Raw genomic sequence first — 21,555 nt, 5'->3', positions numbered from 1 at the left:
ACCTGTTATTATTTGATAGTGATAATCATTATCAAATAGAAAAGGAGCTTTAATCAATGAAAAAAACGATGCAATATATACTTTTTATGTTAGTTGCTTTAACATTAGTGGCTTGCGCAAGCACTAACAAAGAGAGCGGAAATGAGGCAAAGGAGCAAGAAGAAAAAAGCGAGCCTACAACACGTGTTGTGAAAGATGCCTACGGTGATGTCACGATCCCTACCGAACCTAAAAATATGTTAGTCCTTAACTCTAACTATGCTGAAAACTTAATTGAAATCGGTGTAATGCCTCAAATGGTGACAGTCGTTGAAGAAATTGAACCTGCGTATCGCTTCAAATTATTCAATGACAACAATGTTAAAATCATTCCGACTGTGCAATATGAGGAGAATTTAGAAGTTATTCTTGAAGCAGCACCAGATGTCATTATTGCTCAAGGTGCAGCGATTGATGCTAAAAAATACGAAGCTTTAAGTAAAATTGCCCCTACTGTTGCTGTTGAAGCAGGCGTTGCAATAGATGAATATGTTCCTGTGCTTGGTGAACTGTTCAATAAAGAGAAAGAAGCTACACTTGCTCTCGAAAAATTTAGGGAAAAAATAGAAGAAACCAAAGAAAAGCTACAGAATGCTATAGGTGACGAAAAAATTCTCGTATTACGTGTAGAACAAAATCAATATCGTGTGCTAGGCACTGAAAAGGGTAGCCCTGGTAGTGACATGCTATACACACAACTTGGATTAAATATTCCAACTATGTTGAAAGATAATAATGAGTGGTTCACGCCTATTCCCTTAGAAGTTTTTCCTGAACTTGACGCAGATCATATTTTTGTCGAACAACGTCAAATGCAAAATTATAGTAGTGAACAATCCATGAAAGATTTAGAGAATAGCCCAATGTGGCAAGCTATGGATGCTGTGAAAGCAGGCAAGGTTTACCCATTAAAAACAGCAGATTATGTTGTAGGTGAAGGTTTAATTGGCTCTCCACTATTCCTTGATTATTTAGTTGAAAAGTTGGTGCCTTAAATGGAGCAAGAAATTTATGATGTAATTATTATCGGTGGTGGGCCAGCAGGCATGTATGCTGCCTTTTACAGTGGCATGCGTGAAATGAAAACAAAAATTATCGAAGTAAAACAGGAATTAGGAGGGTTTATGCGCACCTATCCTGAGAAGCTAGTCTGGGATGTTGGTGGCATTGAGCCTGTTCGCTGTGAAGATATTATTCACTCCTTAATCAAGCAAGCTATGACATTTAATCCGACAATCGTATTTGGTCAAGAAGTTGTTGGTATGGAAAAACGAGATGATGGCATTTTCGTCTTAACAGCTAAAACAGGCGAGAAGCATTATACGAAAACGATTATTTTAGCTACAGGACGCGGTATCACACGCATTCAGAAATTAACAGTTGAAGGCGCTGACCGTTATGAACTAAACAACCTTCACTATACGGTAACGAACATCAATAGGTTTAAAGATAAACGTGTACTCATTTCTGGTGGAGGCGACTCAGCTGTAGATTGGGCTATTGAAATGGCTCCTATCGCCAAAGAAGTATATGTCGTTCATAGACGGGATGACTTTAGTGCCTTTGAATCGTCTGTAACACGCATGAAATCTATGGCAACAACCTATGTTCCTTATACGGTTTCGCGTTTACATGGCAATGGCAATAAAATCGAACATGTTACATTACAGCATGTTGATTCAAATGATACGACAAAGATTGAAGTAGACGAAGTACTTGTTAATCATGGGTTTGACCGACACTTTGGTGGCGCCATTATGGATTGGGGCTTAGCCACTGAGGAATGGGGCATTTCCGTTACACCAAAAATGTGCACAAGCATGTCAGGCATCTTTGGCGCAGGTGATATTGTAACAAATGAAGGGAAAATAAGACTGATTGCAGGCGCATTTAACGATGCTGTCCTTGCTGTCAATAGCGCCAAATTATACATCGACCCTACTAAATCAAAAATGGCAGGCGTTTCTTCTCACAATGACCGCTTCGCTGAAAAAAACGAAGCGTTACAACAAAAGAATAAAGCTGTAGCTACACATAAGTGATTGGCTAATATCTTCCCCATTAGATAAATAAATCATCTGTTTATCTAATGGGTTTTTTATTTAAAACGTTGTACACATCCACTAGAAGGCACATCTTGAATTGTTAACTATGGCTTATCAAGAGATTGTTGCCGCAGCCCAACCAGCTTGTTGTTGCGCAATAATAAAAAAAATCCTGCATAGTAAACACAGGATTTCTGTTACTGTAATTATTTTTACAGATTTACAAGTCACATTGAGAATTAGATTTTCAAGCTGTGAACGTTGAGTGAATAATAATTAGTAAATCAAGTAAAACTCAGCATGCTTAGTATGTTCCTATTTGATACTAAATCTAATCACATCGTTTTCTTCTTAAAAATATACGGCAATACCTCTAACAATCGTCCACGTGTAATGGGATCATCATAATTCCATGTATAATCTATAATATGAGTCTTACCAAGAGTTAATTCGGTTAATGCCGCAATCTGTGGACAGTTTGCAACAGTTTGCAATTCTTGTGGAGCAGCCAAGATGAAATTACGATCTCCAGCATAGTGATTCATTTGATGCTGCTGAATTTCTATCCATGCTTGCTTTTGTTCGATTAGGTGCATCACTTTAGCAGAGGGTCGAAAGCCAAGCGATTCATACAAGCTAGCAGCCAATCCGTTCTGGCCCATAATATAAAATTTTTCACCCAACTTGAGATAAACAGCAGCTGTCTCCCCAGCAACATAAGCATCTGCTAATTGCCTACGTACCACTCTTACTTTGTCCTCATATGTAGTAATCCACTTCTCTGCCGTTGTACTCCGTTCAAATAGTTTAGCGATATACCGTAACCGCTCAAATAAACTAAACTTACTATCTAGTATAACAGTAGGTGCGATCGCATCTAGTTTCTGCAAATCTTGTTCAGGATGAAAATAGCTAAGCAATAATATCTCGGGTTGCAGCTGTGCTATTTTATCCGGATCTACCCAATACCCGACACTATGAATATTTCGCAGCTTATTGTGATAAATCAAACTATTTTTCATGACAGAGATGGCTGCTCCTATAGGAGATATGCCTAGAACGAGTAATTCTCCAAGTGTAAATTTACCATCCGTCACAATACGTGTTGCATCCTTAGGGACATGAATCTCTCTGCCAAATGAATCGATAACTGTCTTTTGCTGAGTATGAAAATAGATATTCGCATATTCACGTGGAGTGTTTCCAGTTAATTTATGAAAGCACCGACTGAAATAAGATTCATCCTTAAACCCAATTTGCCGAGATATTTTTCTTAATGGCTCGGCAGAATTACACAGAAGCTCTTTAGCCTGGTTTATACGTAAATGAGTCAAATAATCAGTTGGCTTTTTGCCAGTTAATATTTTAAACTGTTGACTATATTGCCATCTAACCATTCCGGCCATGTTAGCAAGTTGTTCTACTGTCAAGCTCTCATCATAATGCTGCTCCATATACTGTACAGTCTGTTGAACTAAGTTTATCTTTTCTTCGTTGTGCAACTGGGTAGCTTGCTGATCTAATTGAGCCATCATACCTAGAATTAGCTGAAGTCTTCCTTGCATCATCGCCATTTCTAATGTGGATAGAGAGGAACAAAATCGATTAGCTTCATTTCCTAATACTTGCTTGACTTGAGAAAATAACAGATTATAGGGATAACCATAAAGCAAGGGTGGATAAGCAACCTTATTCAAAGTCAATTCCTCTACTTCAAAGGTTTCAAAAGTAAAGCGTGCAAGCTGTGCCTCTTTGTTAGTTGATTCCACAGTGTAGCTTTGTACAGGTAAAACTAGTATGCAACTTCCTTGTCGCAAATTGATTGCAATTTTGTCTACATACAGCCGTATGTCATGGCTAAGTGCTATTAATAATGTACAGAAGTTTTTTTCATTGTAATTAACTCCCTCATTATGGCTAATCGCTGACATCATCTGGTCAACTTGAAACCGATCATAGTGTTGTAGCCTGATATACAGGGATGAAAGATTCATAAGCAACTCTCCAATAATTGAAAGTGATTATCATTATCATAACATATAATGACCCGCTTTCAACTATCGGTCGAGTATGCGTTATTATAGAAAAATAACGGTTTAAAGAACTGAATTGGCAGATCCGGTTTCTTACTGTTTGTTCATCCATTGTGGCAGTTCTTTTAATAATTGTTCCATAGCTAACAAGTTATCTGCATTCCATTCAGCAGAAGTAACGTAAACATTTCCCTTTTGGACAGCGGGCAAAGTCTCCCATATCGGGCTTTGCAGCAGTTGGTCAGCTCCTTTTTTACTTTCTTCATCATTAGCGAGTATAAGTACAAACAAATGATCACCAGCATACTCTGGAATTAGCTCTTCTGAAATTGCAACGAAAGTTTGCCCTTCATCAATAACATGTTGCTTTATAGCAGGTGGTATGGTGAAGCCGTTCTCTTGATAAATAAAAGCACCAAGTGATCGATTGCCCATAACATAAAGCGCTTTACCTTCCTGTATGAAAACTGTTGCTGTCTCCCCTTCTGCTAATTGAAGCTTATCAAACATTTCTTTCGACTGAGTTTCAAACTTAGCAATCCATTGATCTGCCTCTTCCTGTTGGTCAAAGATATTTCCAATCTCCTTTACACGCTCTATATAAGGTAGAGATGGGTTAAAGGGGATAGTAGGAGCAATTTTTGACAATGCCTCATTCCGTTCTGCATCCTTGTGGTAACTATTAATAATGAGATCAGGTTTTAAAGCCAAAATCGCCTCTAGGTCACCAGGATTTCCAACATCAACTATTCCAGCCGTTTTACCCTCATAGTAACTACGATTAGTAGCATGAAGAAGGTTACTACCAACAATTGGAATATCCATCACCAAGAAATCGCCAAGCGTCGGACCCAAATAAACCACTCGTTTTGGATCTGCAGGTATTTCAACCTGTTCACCTGTAATTGTTGTATATTGAACAGTTGTCGCACTTTCCTCTTTTGACTCATCAGATTGAACTGTTTCCTGACTATCCTCTACCTTCTCATCAGACACGTTTCCATTAGAGCTGCTGCATGCCGATAATATCAACAGCAGGGATAACACCCCTGCCCATAATATAATTCGCTTTCCAAGTAATTTCTTCACACTTTGTTGCCCCTTTCCTTCCAATCCTTAATTGAAAATGATTATCATTTACAGCATTATTATAGCTTGTACAAAAAGGGGAAACAATAAAGAAAACGCAACTATTTAATTGAATAAATGTCAATAGCCACAGCGTTTGTATAGGCGTAATGGACGGGCATCTGCACGATTTTCACCTCCATAAATATTCAATGGTAAAGTATGAATCAATTAACGATATCAACCTTGATATGAGAACAAAACTAAAGAGCATGTTTTGAAAAAAGATTGATCAAAACATGCTCTTATTTAATGGGATAGATTAAATTTTTTATAAAAAAGTCCGATAATTTTTATACCCTTGTTGCACTAAAGCACCCCATTAGCTCAATTAGTAATACATTATTTAACCAACGTTTGAAGACTTATTAACACGGGGGCATACACAATTAGTGGAATAAGCAAAATTACCGCACCAATTTTTTTATTCCCCTTTTGTAATAATAAAAGAGCAGTTAAGAAAAATAATGGATAAATAATAAAAGTAATTATTAATACACCTTCAACTACTTGATACAGTTTTCCTGTAAATGCACTTATGAACGGGATTGAAATCCATTCTAGTACGCTAAACATAATAACCAATATCCACAACCATTTAAGTGTCATCACTAATCACCCCTAAACTTTTGATTGCTCAAAAAGTAAAAGCTCATTTCCCACTTTGTCATCCATTATATTTCAATTTCTTTTATTAATTTTACCAAATATACCCGATTTTTATCTAATGAACCTGCATCATTAGTTAATATTTAAATAATCCTAGCTTACATAAGTTGCTTTTCGTATTTCAATATCCATACCTGTTTACCTAATTTAAATAAACTTTCTCTTCAATCACTCTCTTATAAAGTACGGGGGTTATTATTGTTTACTGAAGCGCTAGAATAATTTCAAACTGTAGAATTGTCCTTCATAATTAATCACTTCATAATACGTTGTTAAATCTAAATTAGTTAAAAGGAAAGAATCTTTTGCGACTAAATAATTATGAATCGATAAGGAGGCTTTATAATAATCCTTAAAAGTCTCTTCGCTTAAATTGGTTTTGTACGCTGAAAGTATATTTTCATATTCTTCAATAGTTTTCAATTGACTGATGAATTCATAATCTTTTTTAGCATATTTATTTTCTAGGTGATCTTCTAAAATTGCTTTCACATCACTTGTATATGCCAATAAATCGGCATATTTCTCAAGTGGTAACATTGGTTTGACGTTTAGATTCCATATATCTTCTGAATAAAGAGAGTATTTGTCTTTTAATTGTGACGGAATCATTTTTTTATATTCTATGAAATCCTTCACATCTTCTTCGGAAATATCAAAAGTATTCACGATTGCAATTTCCAATCGTAAAATATTTTCTTTTTCCGTATCAATTATTTTGATCATTTCATTTAACAATTCTTTGTAACGAGTTAAATCTTTTTCTTCAGGTTCTGCTTTAAGCATAAGACCGTATCCGCCATCTTTAAAAACTTTAGGTTCTAATTCAATTAGCTCTAAATTCTTTTTGTTTAATTGAATCGCGGCGTCCTTTAAAGAAGCCTGATAATTTTGCAGTATTTTGTCATCGATCATGCTTAGATTGCTTAAATGTTGATAAATTCGTTTTATTTTTTGTATACGCTCTTCTTCTGTTAATACTTTAGCATTTTCAAAGACTGTTGTATTTTCAAAATTGTAACTCCCGTATCTTTTGTAATCCCAAACAAAATCAAGCAAACTGTTTCTTAAATTACTTAATTCCACGACTTCTTGATTTGTAACTGTTTCCTGAGAAAGTTCTGATTGTGTATCGGTTAACTCTTTCCCTTCTTTTGTTTCGGTATCTGAACACCCTACAAGTAATGCAGCGCCTAAGCCACATAATATTAAAAATTTGCTTTTGAATTTCATGATTGTACCCCTTTTAAATATATAACGAAAAATATTTCTTCTTTCACTAGAAAATCGGTTAAGTATATATTGTATAAATTTGCGATGTATTCCTAGACCACCTATAAAGCAACATAGTAAAATCATTATTATATAGCATTTTTCCGAAGTTTGTTGTTGTATTTTTATTAATCAACTTTTTTTCGTGGTAGGTATTTACCACATTTCCGTTCAAAGTCTATCATTCTTTTATTTTTTTCTCAACATCATAATCTATCTTTAGGGCCTTGAAAAAAGTGCCAATCAGTCATAGTTGACTACCGCTTTATTCATTGTTGTTTAATGCTGAAACAAGCCAACTTTTATTATTCCCTTGCTACTCCCTATGTAATAAAACCATTTTCTTTCACTAATCTTCTTCGTTAGTTAAAGTACTTTTCTTCACAATCTCCGCATCCAATAATTATTATATTTTATTCAATTAAATGGCCCTTTTCATGAAAAAGGACACTCTCCTATTCAAGGAAAGCGCCCTTTAGATAGTATAACTAAACTTCATTTTGTGGCTTTTTCATGTGTTTCCAAACTTTCATTTGGGAATGTTATTTTGAATTTGAATGTATATAAAACCGCCCACTTTGGTGGCGCTTTTTCTTAACGTTATAAATCTGGCCAGTCGCCGTTAAGCTGCAACCGCAAAAAGTGCGTAAATCTCATTGACTGTGTTGTTGACCGCCATTTTGTTTTTCACATCTAAGTCCAAAACCTTTTTACTTAGCTCTGCATCTGTTTCGAATAGGGCTTGGTTTTGCATGTAGATTACATAGGCTTGTGGATGGTCGGATTTGATTTTTTCCATCTTTGACTCAATTTTATGTTTCTTTGTTCCATAACCTAACGACGTATAGATGTTGATGTAGATGTTGATGTAGATATCAAATAGTATATCGAGTAGCATCATAAATCATCAAACCCTAAATTCACTGGCTCTAACGGTAATTCACCAGCATAGCCTGCTATATTAGTGGATGGTACTGAATCGTCCACTTCCTCAAAGGCAATTCCATCAATCCATGCTTCACCTGAACCAACAAGTAAAATTCCAAAATTAATAGCGGCGCTTTCTTCAGGTACATCTAACACAATGGAGTAATAATTCCAGTCTGTCGTACCATGGATAGAACGATTGTCCATATTATCAAACTGCACCAAATCACCATTTTTTGTATCAATTCGGCACCAAGCCCCGCATTTCATTGCATCTTTTGTTTTGATGAAGCAGGACATTTTCATTCGCTTACCAATCCAATTTTCAGAGGAAAATACTTGCATCATCGTACCAAATAGCCCTTCCTCAGCAGGACATGTAGAGCCAAGATAACCAGATTTTGAGCCTGTATGAAACACTTCGTGGTCGGCTTTCATTGTATAAGCAGATGGGTTTGTCCCCGTTAATAACCAACCTTTTACCTCGTTTATTGTTGTCATTTCCTGTTCCTCCTTTGTGTATAAAGAACGCATCATATGGCGGTATTTACCGGGTGGCATGCTGTATAGCTCTTTAAATGCACGTGTAAAAGCTTCTTGCGATTGAAATTGACATTCGAACGAAATATCAAGGATTGTGTAATCAGTATGAAGCAATAGAAAAGCAGATACGGCCAGACGTCTTTTTCTAATATATTCACCAATCGTTAAACCAGTTTCTTTTTTAAACTGACGCGTCAAATAAAATTTCGAATAGCCAATTTTTGTTGCGTAATGCTCCAACTGCCACGTTGTTAATAAGTTCTCCTCTAATGTATCCACGATTTTTTGAACTGTTTCACTATACATAACTGCTCACCTCAAGACTAAGTATACAGGAGGGATTAGGAATATTTTTGATAATTATTGCACTAATGTAAGTATAAGGGTAATAGGAGAGATTAAAATATGGTGAAGACAACCATTATCTAAGGGGGCGAGCTATATCTTCACAAAACTTTTCTGTTCTTCGCAACTAAAATAGAAAAGGAATGCTCTTATTGTGTCGAAAGGTAATTTTGTTTGTTTTAATAAAAACACGTTCCCAAAGCGTCGTCTGGTAATACATCTTTAAAAATTGTTATTCAATAATATGGCCCGATTGTGGAATAAGAAAACTGCATTCCATACAGGTTTTTTATCAAACTTTATTATAAACGATCAAATTTATTTATAAATTATCAATCTTTATTAAAAGACCACAGCCATTATCATGGCCTTTTTCAGTCTAGTAAGTATAGGTATTTTGAAATTTGACTTTTTGCTTTCGGAGAAAAAATTTCAATTTAAGCGCCGCCCTAAAGGTTATCTCGGTTCAATTTTAATTGGGGGTCCCTAAGGGTTTTCATTAGGCTTTCGTATGTATAAACTTTTTATAAGGCTGTTTTCTAAAAGAATGTTGTTATTCAATATAGTGTAGTGCTTTAATTGAAGATTCGCATACCGAAATAAACAATCTTTATTATAAAGACCAAACTAGATAAATAAAGAACCAACTATTTTGATCAAACTTTGTTTCAAAACAGTTGGTTTCTTTCTGTATAAATTCAGCGTTTGCAACTTATCTTTTATCAAACTTTATTCAAAAGCTACAACAAATCTTGATAAAACATCCATAATCAAACTCTATTCTAAGTAACAATTGAACAACTTAAAGTAAACATCCTAAACCTTAGTATTACTACATTCAAGCTTGTTTAGCTAGAGTCTACTTATAAAGAACATACTTATATTTTGTATAGAAGTATATAATTATTTTTCTTCACTTTTTTTACCATACATACTTTCGGTAGAATAGTGGTGGGAATACACTTTATTCAAATAAAATATTAAGCAAAGGGGAATTATTATTTATGACTGATTTTAGGCTTAGAATGAAGAAAAGTGTAGAAATTTTAGATATGAAGTTACAAAAAATTATTGATGCTAAAATGGCTATTGGGAGAAAAAAATTTTGGAGCGATACAAAAAGATATAAGTTGAACATGGAATCATTAACTTGGATTATAAATACAGATTCATTACTTTTTAAAAATGATACAGATTATGAAGAATGCAAGATTAATTTTCAGAAAAAAATAGAAAGCAATTTCAAAGGCACACAAAAGCATCCAATTGTTACTGTAAATGATGCAAGATAAATTTGAAATTTAGAGAGGGAAATGTTACTTGAAAAGAAGCGTGTTATATATTGAAGATAATGAGAAAATAGGCAGTTGGGTAAAAGGAGAATTGGAACAGCGAGGATTTTCAGTTCAGTGGCTGCTTTCTGGCGAAGGAGCTGAAAAAGAAGTAAATCAGCATGAAATAGTTATCTTGGATATCATGTTACCCGGCTTAGACGGATTTACTGTGGGAAAACGATTAAAAAAGGCAGCTCCTGCTGTTCCGATATTGCTATTATCTGCCAGAACATCAATAGATGATAAGGTAGATGGTTTACAATTTGCTGATGACTATTTAACGAAACCATTCCATACGGATGAATTAGTTGCAAGATTAGAAGTATTAATCCGTCGAAGTGGTGGTATACATTCCGAACGAATTGCATTAGGAAATCATATTGAAGTAGATCCAGAAGTCCAAATGGTATATGACAAGTACACAGGAGAAGAAATTATATTGACAGGGAAACAACATCAAATTTTAATGTATTTCTTACGCCACCCTAATCAAGTGTTACCAAAAGAGCAAATTTATGAAGCGATTTGGAACGAAACTTACATAACTGGTGATAAAACAATACTGGTGCATATCCATCGATTGCGTCAAAAGTTGGAACGTCATCCAGATTCCCCAGAAATTATTGAAACATTGAAGGGAATAGGCTATCGGGTGAAACTATGAAACAGAATAGATCATTATTTCGTCGTTTTCTAATAGTCCATTTTCTATTTATCTTTTTTCCTCTTCTTGTGCTTATTTTCTTCACTGCGTTCGTTCCTGTTAGCAATGAAAAAGAAATGAATATGTTAAATCTGTTTTACTTTACCGTACTTTTGTTTGGCTTTATTATTGTCGCATTTGTTGTAAGTTCTTGGCTGTTCTTCTTGAGACTTCGTAAACGTCTCACCCGCTTACAGGAAGTCATGTCATTTTCAGCTAATAATAATTCATTTCCTAAATCAATATCTGTTCAAACGGATCGTATGGATGAAATAGACCAGTTAGGAAGTTCTTTTAATTGGATGATTCAGCAGCTTGAATACAGTCGCAAGCGAGAATATGAAGAGGAATTATTACGCCATCGACTCATTGCGAATTTATCTCACGACTTACGAACGCCACTTACCATTTTGAGAGGACATATCACCAGATTAAATAAAAAATCAATGAGTTTTGAAGAGCAAGACTCATTAGCAGAGATGAACCATACAATTACAAGAGTCGGAGATCTAATGGATGATTTACTTTCATATACATTACTTACATCAGGGAAACATCCTTTTTATCCCACTTCAACAGATATTGTACGATTAGTAAGAGCATCTGTCGCTGAGTGGTATCCTGCATTTGAAGAAAAAGAAATTCAGTTAGATGTTGATTTACCGACAGAGAAGACTTTTTATTGGGAAGCAGATCCTAAATGGATGACACGAGTTCTGGATAATTTATTTCAGAATATTCTTCGCCATGCAGCAGAGGGAAAATATACAAACATTGTGGTTGATGTAGAAAAAGAACTGATCATTGTTGCAGACAGAGGTCCAGGTATGGATAACTCTTCCTACGAGGGTGGGGCAGGGATTGGTTTATCGGCTTCAAATTATATGTTAAAAAAAATGAAGCTGAAAGCTGACTTTACATCAAATGGAAATGGTACAAGAGTAGCTATTGGTAGAGTTAACCTAAAGTTAACCCAGAAGTAAACAGCAAGATAACCGAGATTTAACTTTGCTTTTTTATAATTAGAACCATAACAGAAAGGGAGTGTTGTGGTTGCTTACGATAAATAACTTAGTCAAACATCGCGGAACTAAAGAAATCTTATCAGGTATCAGTTTTAAAGCTAGACCAGGTAGAGTAACCGGTTTTTTAGGTCCGAATGGGGCAGGTAAAAGTTCTACACTTCGCATCCTGCTTGGATTAGATCGTGCCACCTCAGGGAGTGCACTAATTAATGGAAAGCCATTCGCAGAATTACATAATCCTCTAGTAACAGTAGGTGCCGCACTTGATGGATTTGGAGCTCATCGTATGCAAACAGGACGAGCACATCTGCGTTGGATTGCTCGTGCCTCAGGATTATCTCGCTCACGTGTCGAGGAAGTTTTGGAAATAGTAGGTCTTACGAATGTAGCCGGTAAAATAATTGGAAACTATTCCCTAGGTATGGGAAGAAGACTTGGAATGGCAGCTGCACTACTTGGTGATCCAAAAATATTGGTTTTAGATGAACCTGTAAACGGGCTCGACCCAGAAGGAATTCGTTGGATTCGGACATTTTTACGTGAACGCGCTGAGTCTGGAAACACGGTGTTACTATCCAGTCATCTAATGGGAGAGCTTGAAGAGACTGTTGATGATGTGGTGATTATTAATCATGGAAAAATCGTTGCAAACGGAACATTGAAAGAAGTAATAGGTAATCATTCCACGCTGGAGGAAGCTTTTTTTGCCCTAACATCTAAAAATGCAGGTGATGTTGTATGAGAGCATTTAACGCGGAACTATCTAAATTGTTCTCCCTGCCGGGTATTTGGCTTGCCTTTCTTATTGGAGCATTTGCCCCAGCGGTCATTGCTGCCTTGGACAGTACAGCACAAAAAGAGAAGATTATAGCTGGAGTTAGCACACGTCTATCGGAAGTTGGCTATATTGGTTTAGGTCTTGGTGTACAAGGTGTCATTATTCTTGGTGTGCTTGCTGTCAGCAGTGAGTATTTGACAGAGAGCAGTGAATCTGGTGGAGGGAATCAGATTACAACGAGTTTAACTGTTGTTTCATCCCGTTTCCACTTTTTGCTGGCAAAAGCAAGTGCAGTGACAGTGATCAGCATACTGCTTTCCGTTGTTGCTATTCTAACAACTGTGTCAGCAACAAATCTTATTCTTGGTGAATACGCCCCTGCATTTGAAGCATCTAGACTGATCGGCGCGGTTTGTTACTGGATATTTACTGCTCTTTTAGCATTTGGGATTACGGTTCTAACTAAGAATGGCATTATCCCGCTTGCTATGCTCATAATAAATTCATCAGTTGTGACAGTCTCTTACCTCCTTGCTAAGATTACAAAATTAGCGTTTTACTTACCAGATAAGGCTGGCGTTGATATGTTTATGTTTACGAGCGACAGTTTTCACACCCCATTCAAAGGTGGTTTAATCATGTTTGCTTGGGTAGCTGTTCTTTTCATTGTCGCAGCCATTGTATTCCATAGGAGGGACGTTACATCATGAGTGTCTCTTCTAGTAGAAAGATAACACTAATCCTTGGAGCTGAACTGGAAAAATTAGTTACATTACCATTGGTATGGCTCACTCTTATGGGGACATTCATTCTAAATTTAGTTTTAGCAGCAGCTTTTACTTCTGCTGGTCTACAAGGGGCAGCAGGAACGCAAAGTATACTGAAAATAGGACTTGCTTCTATGGGATATCTTCAAGCAGGGTTCATTATTCTAGGTATCTTAGCTACTTGTTCAGAGTATACGGGTGGACAGATTCGAACTACTTTAACTACGATCCCTTGGCGAGGGTTTCAACTATTCACGAAGCATTTAGCTTTGGCAATTGTAACCATTCCTATGGCGTTTATTATTGCTGCATCAGGTGTACTATATGCTTTTATTATGATGAAAGACACAGCATTAGTGATTGAAATAGACGCTATGATTAAAACTTTAGTAGGTGCAACCGGCTATCTAACATTAACCACCCTTCTCAGTGCAGCTATAGGTGCTCTACTCAGACGAACCACTCCTGCTTTAGTGGTACTGCTTGGTCATTATTTCATTGTCAGTCCATTATTGAAAGATTTTTTACCCAGTATTAAAAATTATTTTCCGGATACGGCAGGATATTATATGTTTATGCCGCCTTCCTCTGATGAAATAAATGTCCTTACACCAATGCAAGGGACAGGTGTTTCAATGTTATGGACACTGATTTTTATTACAGTAGCTATTGTATTTTTCCGTAAACGAGATGCCTAAGTTTAGGTTTCAGCAATTACCGGAAAAAGTGATTTATAAGAGATACATAATAAACCTAAATAACGTTCCCAAATGCAATCTTGGTAAATATTCAAAAATAGAAATAACTACATTAATGGAGGTAGAAATGGAATCGCAATTAAGGGTTGAAAGTAAAGTGAAAAATAATGATGTAATAGCAATGATAGGGTTTCTACTCATATTTTATTTGGTCTGGACAATTAAAGAATTATGGTTAATTGACTACATTTATTCATTCGGTGAAATAATCTCCCCATTATTAGAGGCGTTGGTTAAGGGGTTCGTATGGATTGTTCCAACTTGGTTATACATAAAATATTATTTACATACTAACCCATTTGACTACTTAAGAGTAAACGTTAATGTTAAAAAAGGTTTATTTTGGGGAGTAGTTCTTTCACTGTTAGTTGGCTTATATTTTGCTTTTGAAACATATATCATTAATCAGCAATCATTTCAATTTTCATTATCCATTGATGATTACCTTAATGGTTTTCTTATGGCAGGATTAGCCGAAGAAATTGTTTTCAGGGGATTAATTTTACAAGAAGTCAATAAAAAAGTGGCTTTTTGGAAAGCAAATATTGTAACTGCTTTACTATTTTTGGTCATTCACTACCCAATTTGGATTTACAATAATGGATTCTATGATTTCTTTATAGCTGGGACCCATATATATGTTTTTGCAATAGGTTTACTTTTTGGTTTTGTCTATAAAAAGACAGGTTCATTATGGTCGGTTGTGTTGTTGCACGCGTTGCATAATTTTTTTGTTACTATTATTTAGTGAAAAAATATATTATTAATTAACTAACGTGGTACTTTAGTGCAACAAGGATTTATAATGTATACATCAATAAACTAAAAAGCGTTCCCAAACGCAAGTTTTGGCGCACATTTAAAAGCCATCAATGTTGTTAAAACAACGTTTCGCGGCTTTTCTTATAAACATTATTTATACAGTTTTTTATACATGAAGCGTAAACACTTGATACACCAATATTTACACGATTATGGCTTAACGTTTAAATCGTGTATATTTCCTAAGATTGTAATCAGCACTTTTCTGGCGCTAACGGGGCAGTTTAATACAACAAGCATTCTTGTTAAGATTTGAATGGAAAATCACAGGAATCAATATTCGTATAATCGACTTACGAAACATCAAAACAAAAAAGAGTCAATCTACAAACATTTGTAGATTAACTCTGCCATTAAGATTGAACAGTAACAATTTAAAAAAACAGCCATAATTTAAAAGTGCCTTCCTTTATACAATAGAGGAAGGCACTAGCTTTTTAAGCCTAAAATCAACTAATTTTATTTTATATACCAGCCCTACATAAATTAGCTACTAACTTAAATATACTAGGGTACAGTTGAGTTGTGTAGGGTACAATTAAGTTGTGTACACACATCACGTGTTAAGTTACAAAAAAGTCGTATACTTTCAAGCGCTTAAAGGCGCATTCCTATGTTAGAAGAATCTAAAATATTACAAAAAAGTCGTATACTAAAATTCTTTTATCTGTATAATATATCCATAGAAGTGTTACAAAAAAGATGTATACTAACTGAGCTTTTTACTTCTAATTTTCATCATTCGAGGGATAGTGTATTTCTCGATTATTTATAGTAATTGTGTATGGTTCCATGTCTTTTACTTTTTTCAACAAATTGACCATCTTCATTGAAAACCTACTAACCCCATTCATATTTACATGATAATTATTATTGCTTGCTCGTAAATTTACACCTGTTTGCAAAAAAACGTCTCCAATTAAATCATATGCGTGAGACCAATAAGAGAGTTGACCATCATATACCCTCTTACATAATTCTGTTGCTGAAAGGGTGAATTGAGCAGCTAATTGGTTAGGATCTTGAATATCAGCAAATGTAACAAGTGTTCTTGTAGCAGCAACTTCACCATCTGCTGATGCAGTAGTTATAGAACTTAAGAAACTTTCTCTGTCTGTTAAGTAGCGTAAGCTTGCTATGTCTACTTCTAAATTGGTTATGGTATCACTTTTTACTACATTGTAAACCGTTTCCTCGATTTGTTTTAATACCTCAATATCTACTGAATCTTGATACAAAGCTTCGTAAAGCTTATCGTACTTGTGTAATTTAATATAATTAACTCGAACAGATTCTCCATTTCCTACTGGAATAGATTTTTCACTAGGTGGTATTGTATCAGAATTAATTGGCTCCCTACTCCAATCAATAAACCACATATTATCAATTAATGGTTCTGTTTCAGCATCAATAATTTGTTTAACATTATACAAAATAGATTTTATATTTTCATCACTTAAGCTGTATCCAATGAAGATAATAGGATGTTCCATAAAATATGTAAACAACTTGGCAATTAAATATATCTGCTTTTTAAAGAAATAGTCGTAATCTTGTTGCTCGATAACGATACTATTACAATCATCAACTGAACCATGAATTTTTAAAATATGCCCAATATCTGTTGATTTCTTCTGACGGATAACATGTTGACCAACTATCGCCTCATATTTTGGAAATAAAGCTTCGAGTAACTTATCTTAATTGGTTGTAATTATAGCTTGAGGATTTAATTTTTTTATTAATTCTATTTCATCTTTTAACCCATGAGAATCAGCATCAAACCGTTCCATAAGATTAATTAGTATACTTGCAATCTGATACTTCAAATGGATGCTTTTAGAAGATGATTCAAAAAGAAAAGGAGGAAATTGTTCTTCATCAGAATGGTGATTCCAAGCATATGAACGATAGTAATCCACCAATTCAGATGCAATTTTTGCGTAATCACCATCATGTTCTTGAATAAAATATTGCATAGGCCTATTTATTTCAGGATTTTCATCTATTAATTGTTTTAATAAACCAGACCAAGTAGGTGCGTTAATATATCTTTGAGAGAAACCAGAACCAATAAATAATATTGGTCTACTTTTCATATCTTTTATAAATTGTTTCAAAGATTCTAGTGAACTGTCTAAATACGAATCATAATTTGACATGTATTCAGCCCCTCTAAATTTTGATGATTACAGTACTATTTTACCATCATTGTCCTATATATACCATAAATAATGGAAGGGTAATGTTAATTATTGTCGAATACATATAAATATATTCATATTATTAACTATTTAAATTATGTTCTTTTACCATCTTTTCTATGTACAATTTAATTTCCTCTCCACCATCCCGAATGTATTTCCTAACGCATGCTGCTTCCGCTACTTTATTTAAAGAAACTATTTCATTTTTAAATTTCTCCTCAAGGAGATTTCTTACTTTCCGTTTTTTAAATTCATCAGGAGATTCTTCAATTGAATCTATGTAGTTTGAAGTTAATGGGTATCTCTTTCTAGTGATTTTAGTATTTCCTCCCAAGCCTATTAAAATTTGAATTTTATATTTAGATTTTCTTATTAACTTATTTCGCTCTTTTTCCAGTTCTGACCACGTTGAAATGATATTTTGAGCTTTACTTAGTAAGTCATAATCTACTTCTACAGAATATACCTTTTTTTTCCTATCAAACCTCTTTTTAACCATCGGAGAATTTGCTTCTAGCCATTCCTTTTCATGCTTTCTAAGCCATGTGTATACAGCTCGATTTGCCATATTTAATTCATGACGAGAGTACTCGGGATATTTTTCACATAATTCTAGCCATATCTTCTTATAACTCGTGGCTTTTTCTCTTACCTTTTCATATCTTTCTACTTGCTTTAAATCTTTTCTACTTTCTCGATCCCTTAGAATTTTTGTTATAGTCGGTTTAGACAATCTTGTCTGATGAGCGATTTCATTTAATGTTAATCTTTGCTCAATTAAATCATTAAACTTTTGTTCCCATATATGACCTCTCTCTATTATTCTATTACTAAAATATTCTATGTTCAGTGGGGATTTTTCCCACACTCTTATTCGATAGACAAATCCACAACTACATTTCATATCACCTTGAATATCTCTATTCCCTCTATGGATACTAACATGGACTTTTTTAACAACCTTCTCTAAATAATGATCTGCGAAAGGATTCATACAAATCCAAGGGCCATTCCCAAAAGGTTTATATTCATAATCATTTTCAAAAAATTCACGAGCTGAACCACATAATAACCTCATCAATAATAGATGTCTTATTGGATGTAAATTAATAGTTTTATTAATACTATTAAATTTAGGCAACCATGAGGTACTTTGGGTAAAAGATGAATTCAGCATTTCAAGAAATCTATATGGATAATAATCTAACAGTAAACTTTTTAACCTATCTTCTCTTTTTAACATAGGATAAGCAATTCCTTTTATCTCTAAAAGTGTTACGTATTTTTCATAAAAGTAATTTTCAGCAAATGTATCCAAATTTTCTTCAAATATGTACTCTATATCCTCGGATAAATTTAATAATGACTCCAATACATCACTGTTATATTTTCCGGGATTAACCTTAGTATCTTCAAACCTGGGTAAAACAAACATAACATCTTGAATATTATGAATATTTACGGAGTGTTTTATTAATGCTATCCGATGCTTAGTACAAACAAATATACCTGGGATTTGGTGTAGCCTATTCCAATATCCTTCGCCATATTTCTCAAATTGTTCTTTTAAACATTCAGTGCAATAATATAAATGCTCTTTTGATTCTATGTCATTCTCTTTGTTACCAAACAATTTTAATCTTGCTGCTTCAAGATTATATTTTTCTTCTGAGAATTTCCGAGTCCACTCGGCTCTCTTAAAAGGTCTTACAACAGGAAAAATTGTGTGATTATTTATAAAATACTCTTTCGAGTAGATACTTGAAAATTTTTTTACTTTAGTTACTAAATAATCTAATCCAATTGGTACCTCAAAACTAATGTTACGAGTTTCTCCTGTCAGTTCTTTTAAGGTGTAGGAAGGCAGAATATCACCACTATAAGAGTAGTACCTAGCTAAAATACTGTAATACAATTCATTGTTATAAGGTTTAGGAAAGTAAGCAATCATTTTATAACCCCTTCTAGTAAATGTCCTCTAAAGAAGATTATTTCTTTTTTCCATTATAACGGTATCGTGCCATTTCCCATGTAACTGTGCAATTTTTTCTCTCGTACCCACAATTCTAAAACCCATCTTTTTATGTAATTGAATACTTGATGTATTGATTGCAAAAATAGATGATTGGAGCGTCCAAAAGCCTTCTTTTTCACTCTCCTCAATCAACAGACCTAACAACTTTGATGCAATCCCTTTTCCTTTATTATCATTAGATAGATAAACACTTACTTCCCCAACTCCACAATATACTGCTCGGGTAGATACAGGTGAAACCGCAATCCAACCTACCACTCTTTTGTTGATTTCTGCCACAAAGCGTAAAGTTGCATGATGCCCTTCATCCCATACTCGTTCACTGGGTACATTTGTTTCAAAAGTTGCCATCCCAGTTTTAATTCCTTCTCTATAGATCCTTAATACCTCTGCTAAATCTTTTTGCTCCATCTTACGAATAAATAATGTGTCCATCCAATTCCCCCTTACAAATGTTCAAAAAGGACTGCTAGCTTTCGCTAACAGTCACTTAAATAAACCTTAGTTATGCTTCCTTTTTCTTGTCCAAAATAACATATATGATAAATGCTATAGGTCCAGTTAAAAAAACACAAATTAACCATATTAAAAAATGTTGCTTACTAATTTTATTTTTCAGATATTCAAGTGTAAAATATGAAAGCATTAAAATAATTAATAAATATATTCCCACTATAAATAGCTGATCAAACAAACATATCCCCCATTCCAATTAACAACATGAATTTGATTGATTGACAAGATTAATACTACATACGCCTGTTTCTGGTAATTCTAATTCCACACGTGTCGACGCTTCTTCATCTCCTGATAAATAGGCTGTTATTGAACGAACTTGTTCATAACCTGTGGCCATTAAGAATGTAGGTGCGCGTCCATAACTTTTTGCACCGACAATGTAGAAGTTCTTTTCTGGTTGTCTTAGTGTTTCTTCTCCATGCGCTCTTACTGTTCCGCAACTATGCTCATTAGGGTCAATTAGTGGCGCTAATGCTTGCACACTTTCTGTTGCTGTATCAATAGATAAACGCAGTTCATTGTTCATTGTAAAATCAGGTCTATTTCCTGCATTAACAATAAGTTCATTAAATCCTGTAAGTACTTTTTGTTCTCCGTTTATAGTACCTACGATATGGATATTTTCTTCTTTTTTCACCTGTGATATATAGAAAGGTGTTACTACTTCAATCATACCTGTATCTACCAATTCATGGATGCGTATACCGAGTGCGCCACGTGCTGCCAACGCATCTTTTTCCTCACCACCATAAGCTTCTTCTACAGATCTTTTACGCATTATCCACACAAGTTTTGTTGAAGGATTTTCTTTTTGTAAATCAGCCAAAGCTAATAAGGTATTGATTGCTGAATGACCACCACCAATGACAGCAATCTTCTTATTTGCATATCTCTTAGGATTCGTATTTATATCTGGAATACCGTACTCAATGTGATCTACTAATTCTTTCTCATTTTTCAGCCAAACACCTGTAGAATTTGCTGGGTTTGGATTCCCCCATGTTCCAGTTGCATCAATAACTGCTTTTGCCTCAATAATATCGATGTCATCTTCTTTTTCAACATATATATTAAAGGATTGATTTAATCGATTTTTCGATTTCATTTTATCATTTAATTGTCTCGAAATACCTACTACTTTTGAGTTCAATCGGATACTTGGTTTTATTTGTGTTAACTCTGCCAAAGGTTTTAAATAAAGATCAATTAACTCATGCCCCGTAGGTATTGTTTCTAAGTTAGGTTCTACCCAATCAGATCCCTCTAATAATGATTTAGCAGCTTTATTGATGTTATAACGCCATGGGGAAAATAATGTGACATGCCCCCAAGTACGAATATTGTGTGCTATTTCATTGCCAGCTTCAAGTAAAATAAATGACTGGTTTTGCTCTACTAAATGAGCAGCAGTAGCTAACCCGATAGGACCTGCACCAATTATGACAATCGGTAAATTCTTATTGGAATTATTAACAGTCTCTTGGACTTCAATGTCCTGAGCAGGAGTACAACAAGATTGATTTTGATTGATTACTTTTAGTGTTTTCATATAAACTTCTCCTCTTTTTTCTCTATATAAGCATTCCCTTATATAAAATATATTTTT

At 34.6% G+C, this 21,555-nt stretch carries 19 protein-coding genes and 1 pseudogene; 9 read left to right on the top strand and 11 right to left on the bottom strand.

The window, feature by feature from the left end:
* Positions 1-56 precede the first annotated feature (56 nt).
* On the top strand, positions 57-1,034 hold the full coding sequence (locus tag ACEVFT_RS00105) for an ABC transporter substrate-binding protein (RefSeq protein ID WP_393947478.1): 978 nt from the start codon (positions 57-59) through the stop codon (positions 1,032-1,034).
* Complete coding sequence (locus ACEVFT_RS00100) at positions 1,035-2,081, top strand: NAD(P)/FAD-dependent oxidoreductase (RefSeq protein ID WP_393947477.1); 1,047 nt, start codon at positions 1,035-1,037, stop codon at positions 2,079-2,081.
* Positions 2,082-2,419: 338 nt separating this feature from the next.
* Here ACEVFT_RS00100 and ACEVFT_RS00095 read toward each other — a convergent pair whose 3' ends face one another.
* The 6 genes from ACEVFT_RS00095 to ACEVFT_RS00070 all read right to left on the bottom strand — a co-directional run bounded on the left by ACEVFT_RS00095 (position 2,420) and on the right by ACEVFT_RS00070 (position 8,962).
* Positions 2,420-4,078: a helix-turn-helix domain-containing protein gene (locus tag ACEVFT_RS00095; protein WP_393947476.1), complete on the bottom strand. Its 1,659-nt coding sequence runs from the start codon at positions 4,076-4,078 to the stop codon at positions 2,420-2,422.
* A gap of 132 nt (positions 4,079-4,210) precedes the next feature.
* The gene (locus tag ACEVFT_RS00090; RefSeq protein ID WP_393947474.1) at positions 4,211-5,206 is read right to left on the bottom strand and encodes an ABC transporter substrate-binding protein; all 996 of its coding nucleotides are present in this window, start codon (positions 5,204-5,206) and stop codon (positions 4,211-4,213) included.
* Positions 5,207-5,587: 381 nt separating this feature from the next.
* A complete protein-coding gene (locus ACEVFT_RS00085) occupies positions 5,588-5,854 on the bottom strand; it encodes a hypothetical protein (RefSeq protein WP_393947472.1) in 267 nt (88 codons plus the stop codon).
* Positions 5,855-6,127: 273 nt separating this feature from the next.
* Complete coding sequence (locus tag ACEVFT_RS00080; RefSeq protein ID WP_393947470.1) at positions 6,128-7,147, bottom strand: hypothetical protein; 1,020 nt, start codon at positions 7,145-7,147, stop codon at positions 6,128-6,130.
* A gap of 661 nt (positions 7,148-7,808) precedes the next feature.
* On the bottom strand, positions 7,809-8,084 hold the full coding sequence (locus ACEVFT_RS00075; protein WP_393947469.1) for a hypothetical protein: 276 nt from the start codon (positions 8,082-8,084) through the stop codon (positions 7,809-7,811).
* Positions 8,084-8,962: a helix-turn-helix transcriptional regulator gene (locus ACEVFT_RS00070; protein ID WP_393947467.1), complete on the bottom strand. Its 879-nt coding sequence runs from the start codon at positions 8,960-8,962 to the stop codon at positions 8,084-8,086. Before ACEVFT_RS00070 ends, ACEVFT_RS00075 begins: the two co-directional genes overlap by 1 nt.
* A 1,043-nt stretch (positions 8,963-10,005) precedes the next feature.
* Here ACEVFT_RS00070 and ACEVFT_RS00065 point away from each other — a divergent pair.
* From ACEVFT_RS00065 to ACEVFT_RS00035, 7 genes are all read left to right on the top strand, one after another.
* Positions 10,006-10,293, top strand: coding sequence for a hypothetical protein (locus ACEVFT_RS00065; RefSeq protein WP_205446129.1), 288 nt, complete (start codon positions 10,006-10,008; stop codon positions 10,291-10,293).
* 28 nt (positions 10,294-10,321) lie between these two features.
* The gene (locus tag ACEVFT_RS00060) at positions 10,322-10,999 is read left to right on the top strand and encodes a response regulator transcription factor (protein ID WP_205446128.1); all 678 of its coding nucleotides are present in this window, start codon (positions 10,322-10,324) and stop codon (positions 10,997-10,999) included.
* Positions 10,996-12,021, top strand: coding sequence for a sensor histidine kinase (locus tag ACEVFT_RS00055; protein WP_393947465.1), 1,026 nt, complete (start codon positions 10,996-10,998; stop codon positions 12,019-12,021). Before ACEVFT_RS00060 ends, ACEVFT_RS00055 begins: the two co-directional genes overlap by 4 nt.
* A 70-nt stretch (positions 12,022-12,091) precedes the next feature.
* A complete protein-coding gene (locus ACEVFT_RS00050; protein WP_393947464.1) occupies positions 12,092-12,805 on the top strand; it encodes an ABC transporter ATP-binding protein in 714 nt (237 codons plus the stop codon).
* Positions 12,802-13,551, top strand: coding sequence for an ABC transporter permease (locus tag ACEVFT_RS00045; RefSeq protein WP_393947462.1), 750 nt, complete (start codon positions 12,802-12,804; stop codon positions 13,549-13,551). The genes ACEVFT_RS00050 and ACEVFT_RS00045 overlap by 4 nt, the downstream gene beginning before the upstream one ends.
* Entirely contained in the window at positions 13,548-14,306 is a 759-nt protein-coding gene (locus ACEVFT_RS00040; RefSeq protein ID WP_342441996.1) for an ABC-2 transporter permease, read from the top strand. Before ACEVFT_RS00045 ends, ACEVFT_RS00040 begins: the two co-directional genes overlap by 4 nt.
* A gap of 127 nt (positions 14,307-14,433) precedes the next feature.
* Positions 14,434-15,114 (top strand): CPBP family intramembrane glutamic endopeptidase, encoded by a 681-nt coding sequence (locus ACEVFT_RS00035; RefSeq protein ID WP_393947460.1) that lies wholly within the window; start codon positions 14,434-14,436, stop codon positions 15,112-15,114.
* A gap of 802 nt (positions 15,115-15,916) precedes the next feature.
* Here ACEVFT_RS00035 and ACEVFT_RS00030 read toward each other — a convergent pair.
* The 5 genes and pseudogenes from ACEVFT_RS00030 to ACEVFT_RS00010 all read right to left on the bottom strand — a co-directional run.
* A pseudogene (locus tag ACEVFT_RS00030) lies at positions 15,917-16,876 on the bottom strand (SIR2 family protein); the annotation flags it as partial.
* Positions 16,877-16,888: 12 nt separating this feature from the next.
* On the bottom strand, positions 16,889-17,350 hold the full coding sequence (locus tag ACEVFT_RS00025; protein WP_393947459.1) for an SIR2 family protein: 462 nt from the start codon (positions 17,348-17,350) through the stop codon (positions 16,889-16,891).
* A 124-nt stretch (positions 17,351-17,474) separates the two neighbouring features.
* The gene (locus ACEVFT_RS00020) at positions 17,475-19,346 is read right to left on the bottom strand and encodes a TnsD family Tn7-like transposition protein (RefSeq protein WP_393947458.1); all 1,872 of its coding nucleotides are present in this window, start codon (positions 19,344-19,346) and stop codon (positions 17,475-17,477) included.
* A 27-nt stretch (positions 19,347-19,373) separates the two neighbouring features.
* Positions 19,374-19,865, bottom strand: a complete 492-nt coding sequence (locus ACEVFT_RS00015) for a GNAT family N-acetyltransferase (protein WP_393947457.1) — start codon at positions 19,863-19,865, stop codon at positions 19,374-19,376.
* Positions 19,866-20,142: 277 nt separating this feature from the next.
* Complete coding sequence (locus ACEVFT_RS00010; RefSeq protein WP_393947455.1) at positions 20,143-21,498, bottom strand: FAD-dependent oxidoreductase; 1,356 nt, start codon at positions 21,496-21,498, stop codon at positions 20,143-20,145.
* Positions 21,499-21,555 lie beyond the last annotated feature (57 nt).

The organism is Lysinibacillus sp. PWR01 (assembly GCF_043359455.1).
Classification (GTDB): domain Bacteria; phylum Bacillota; class Bacilli; order Bacillales_A; family Planococcaceae; genus Lysinibacillus; species Lysinibacillus fusiformis_F.
The sequence above is the reverse complement of the archived record's forward strand: the minus strand, read 5'-3'. Positions and strand labels throughout refer to the sequence as shown.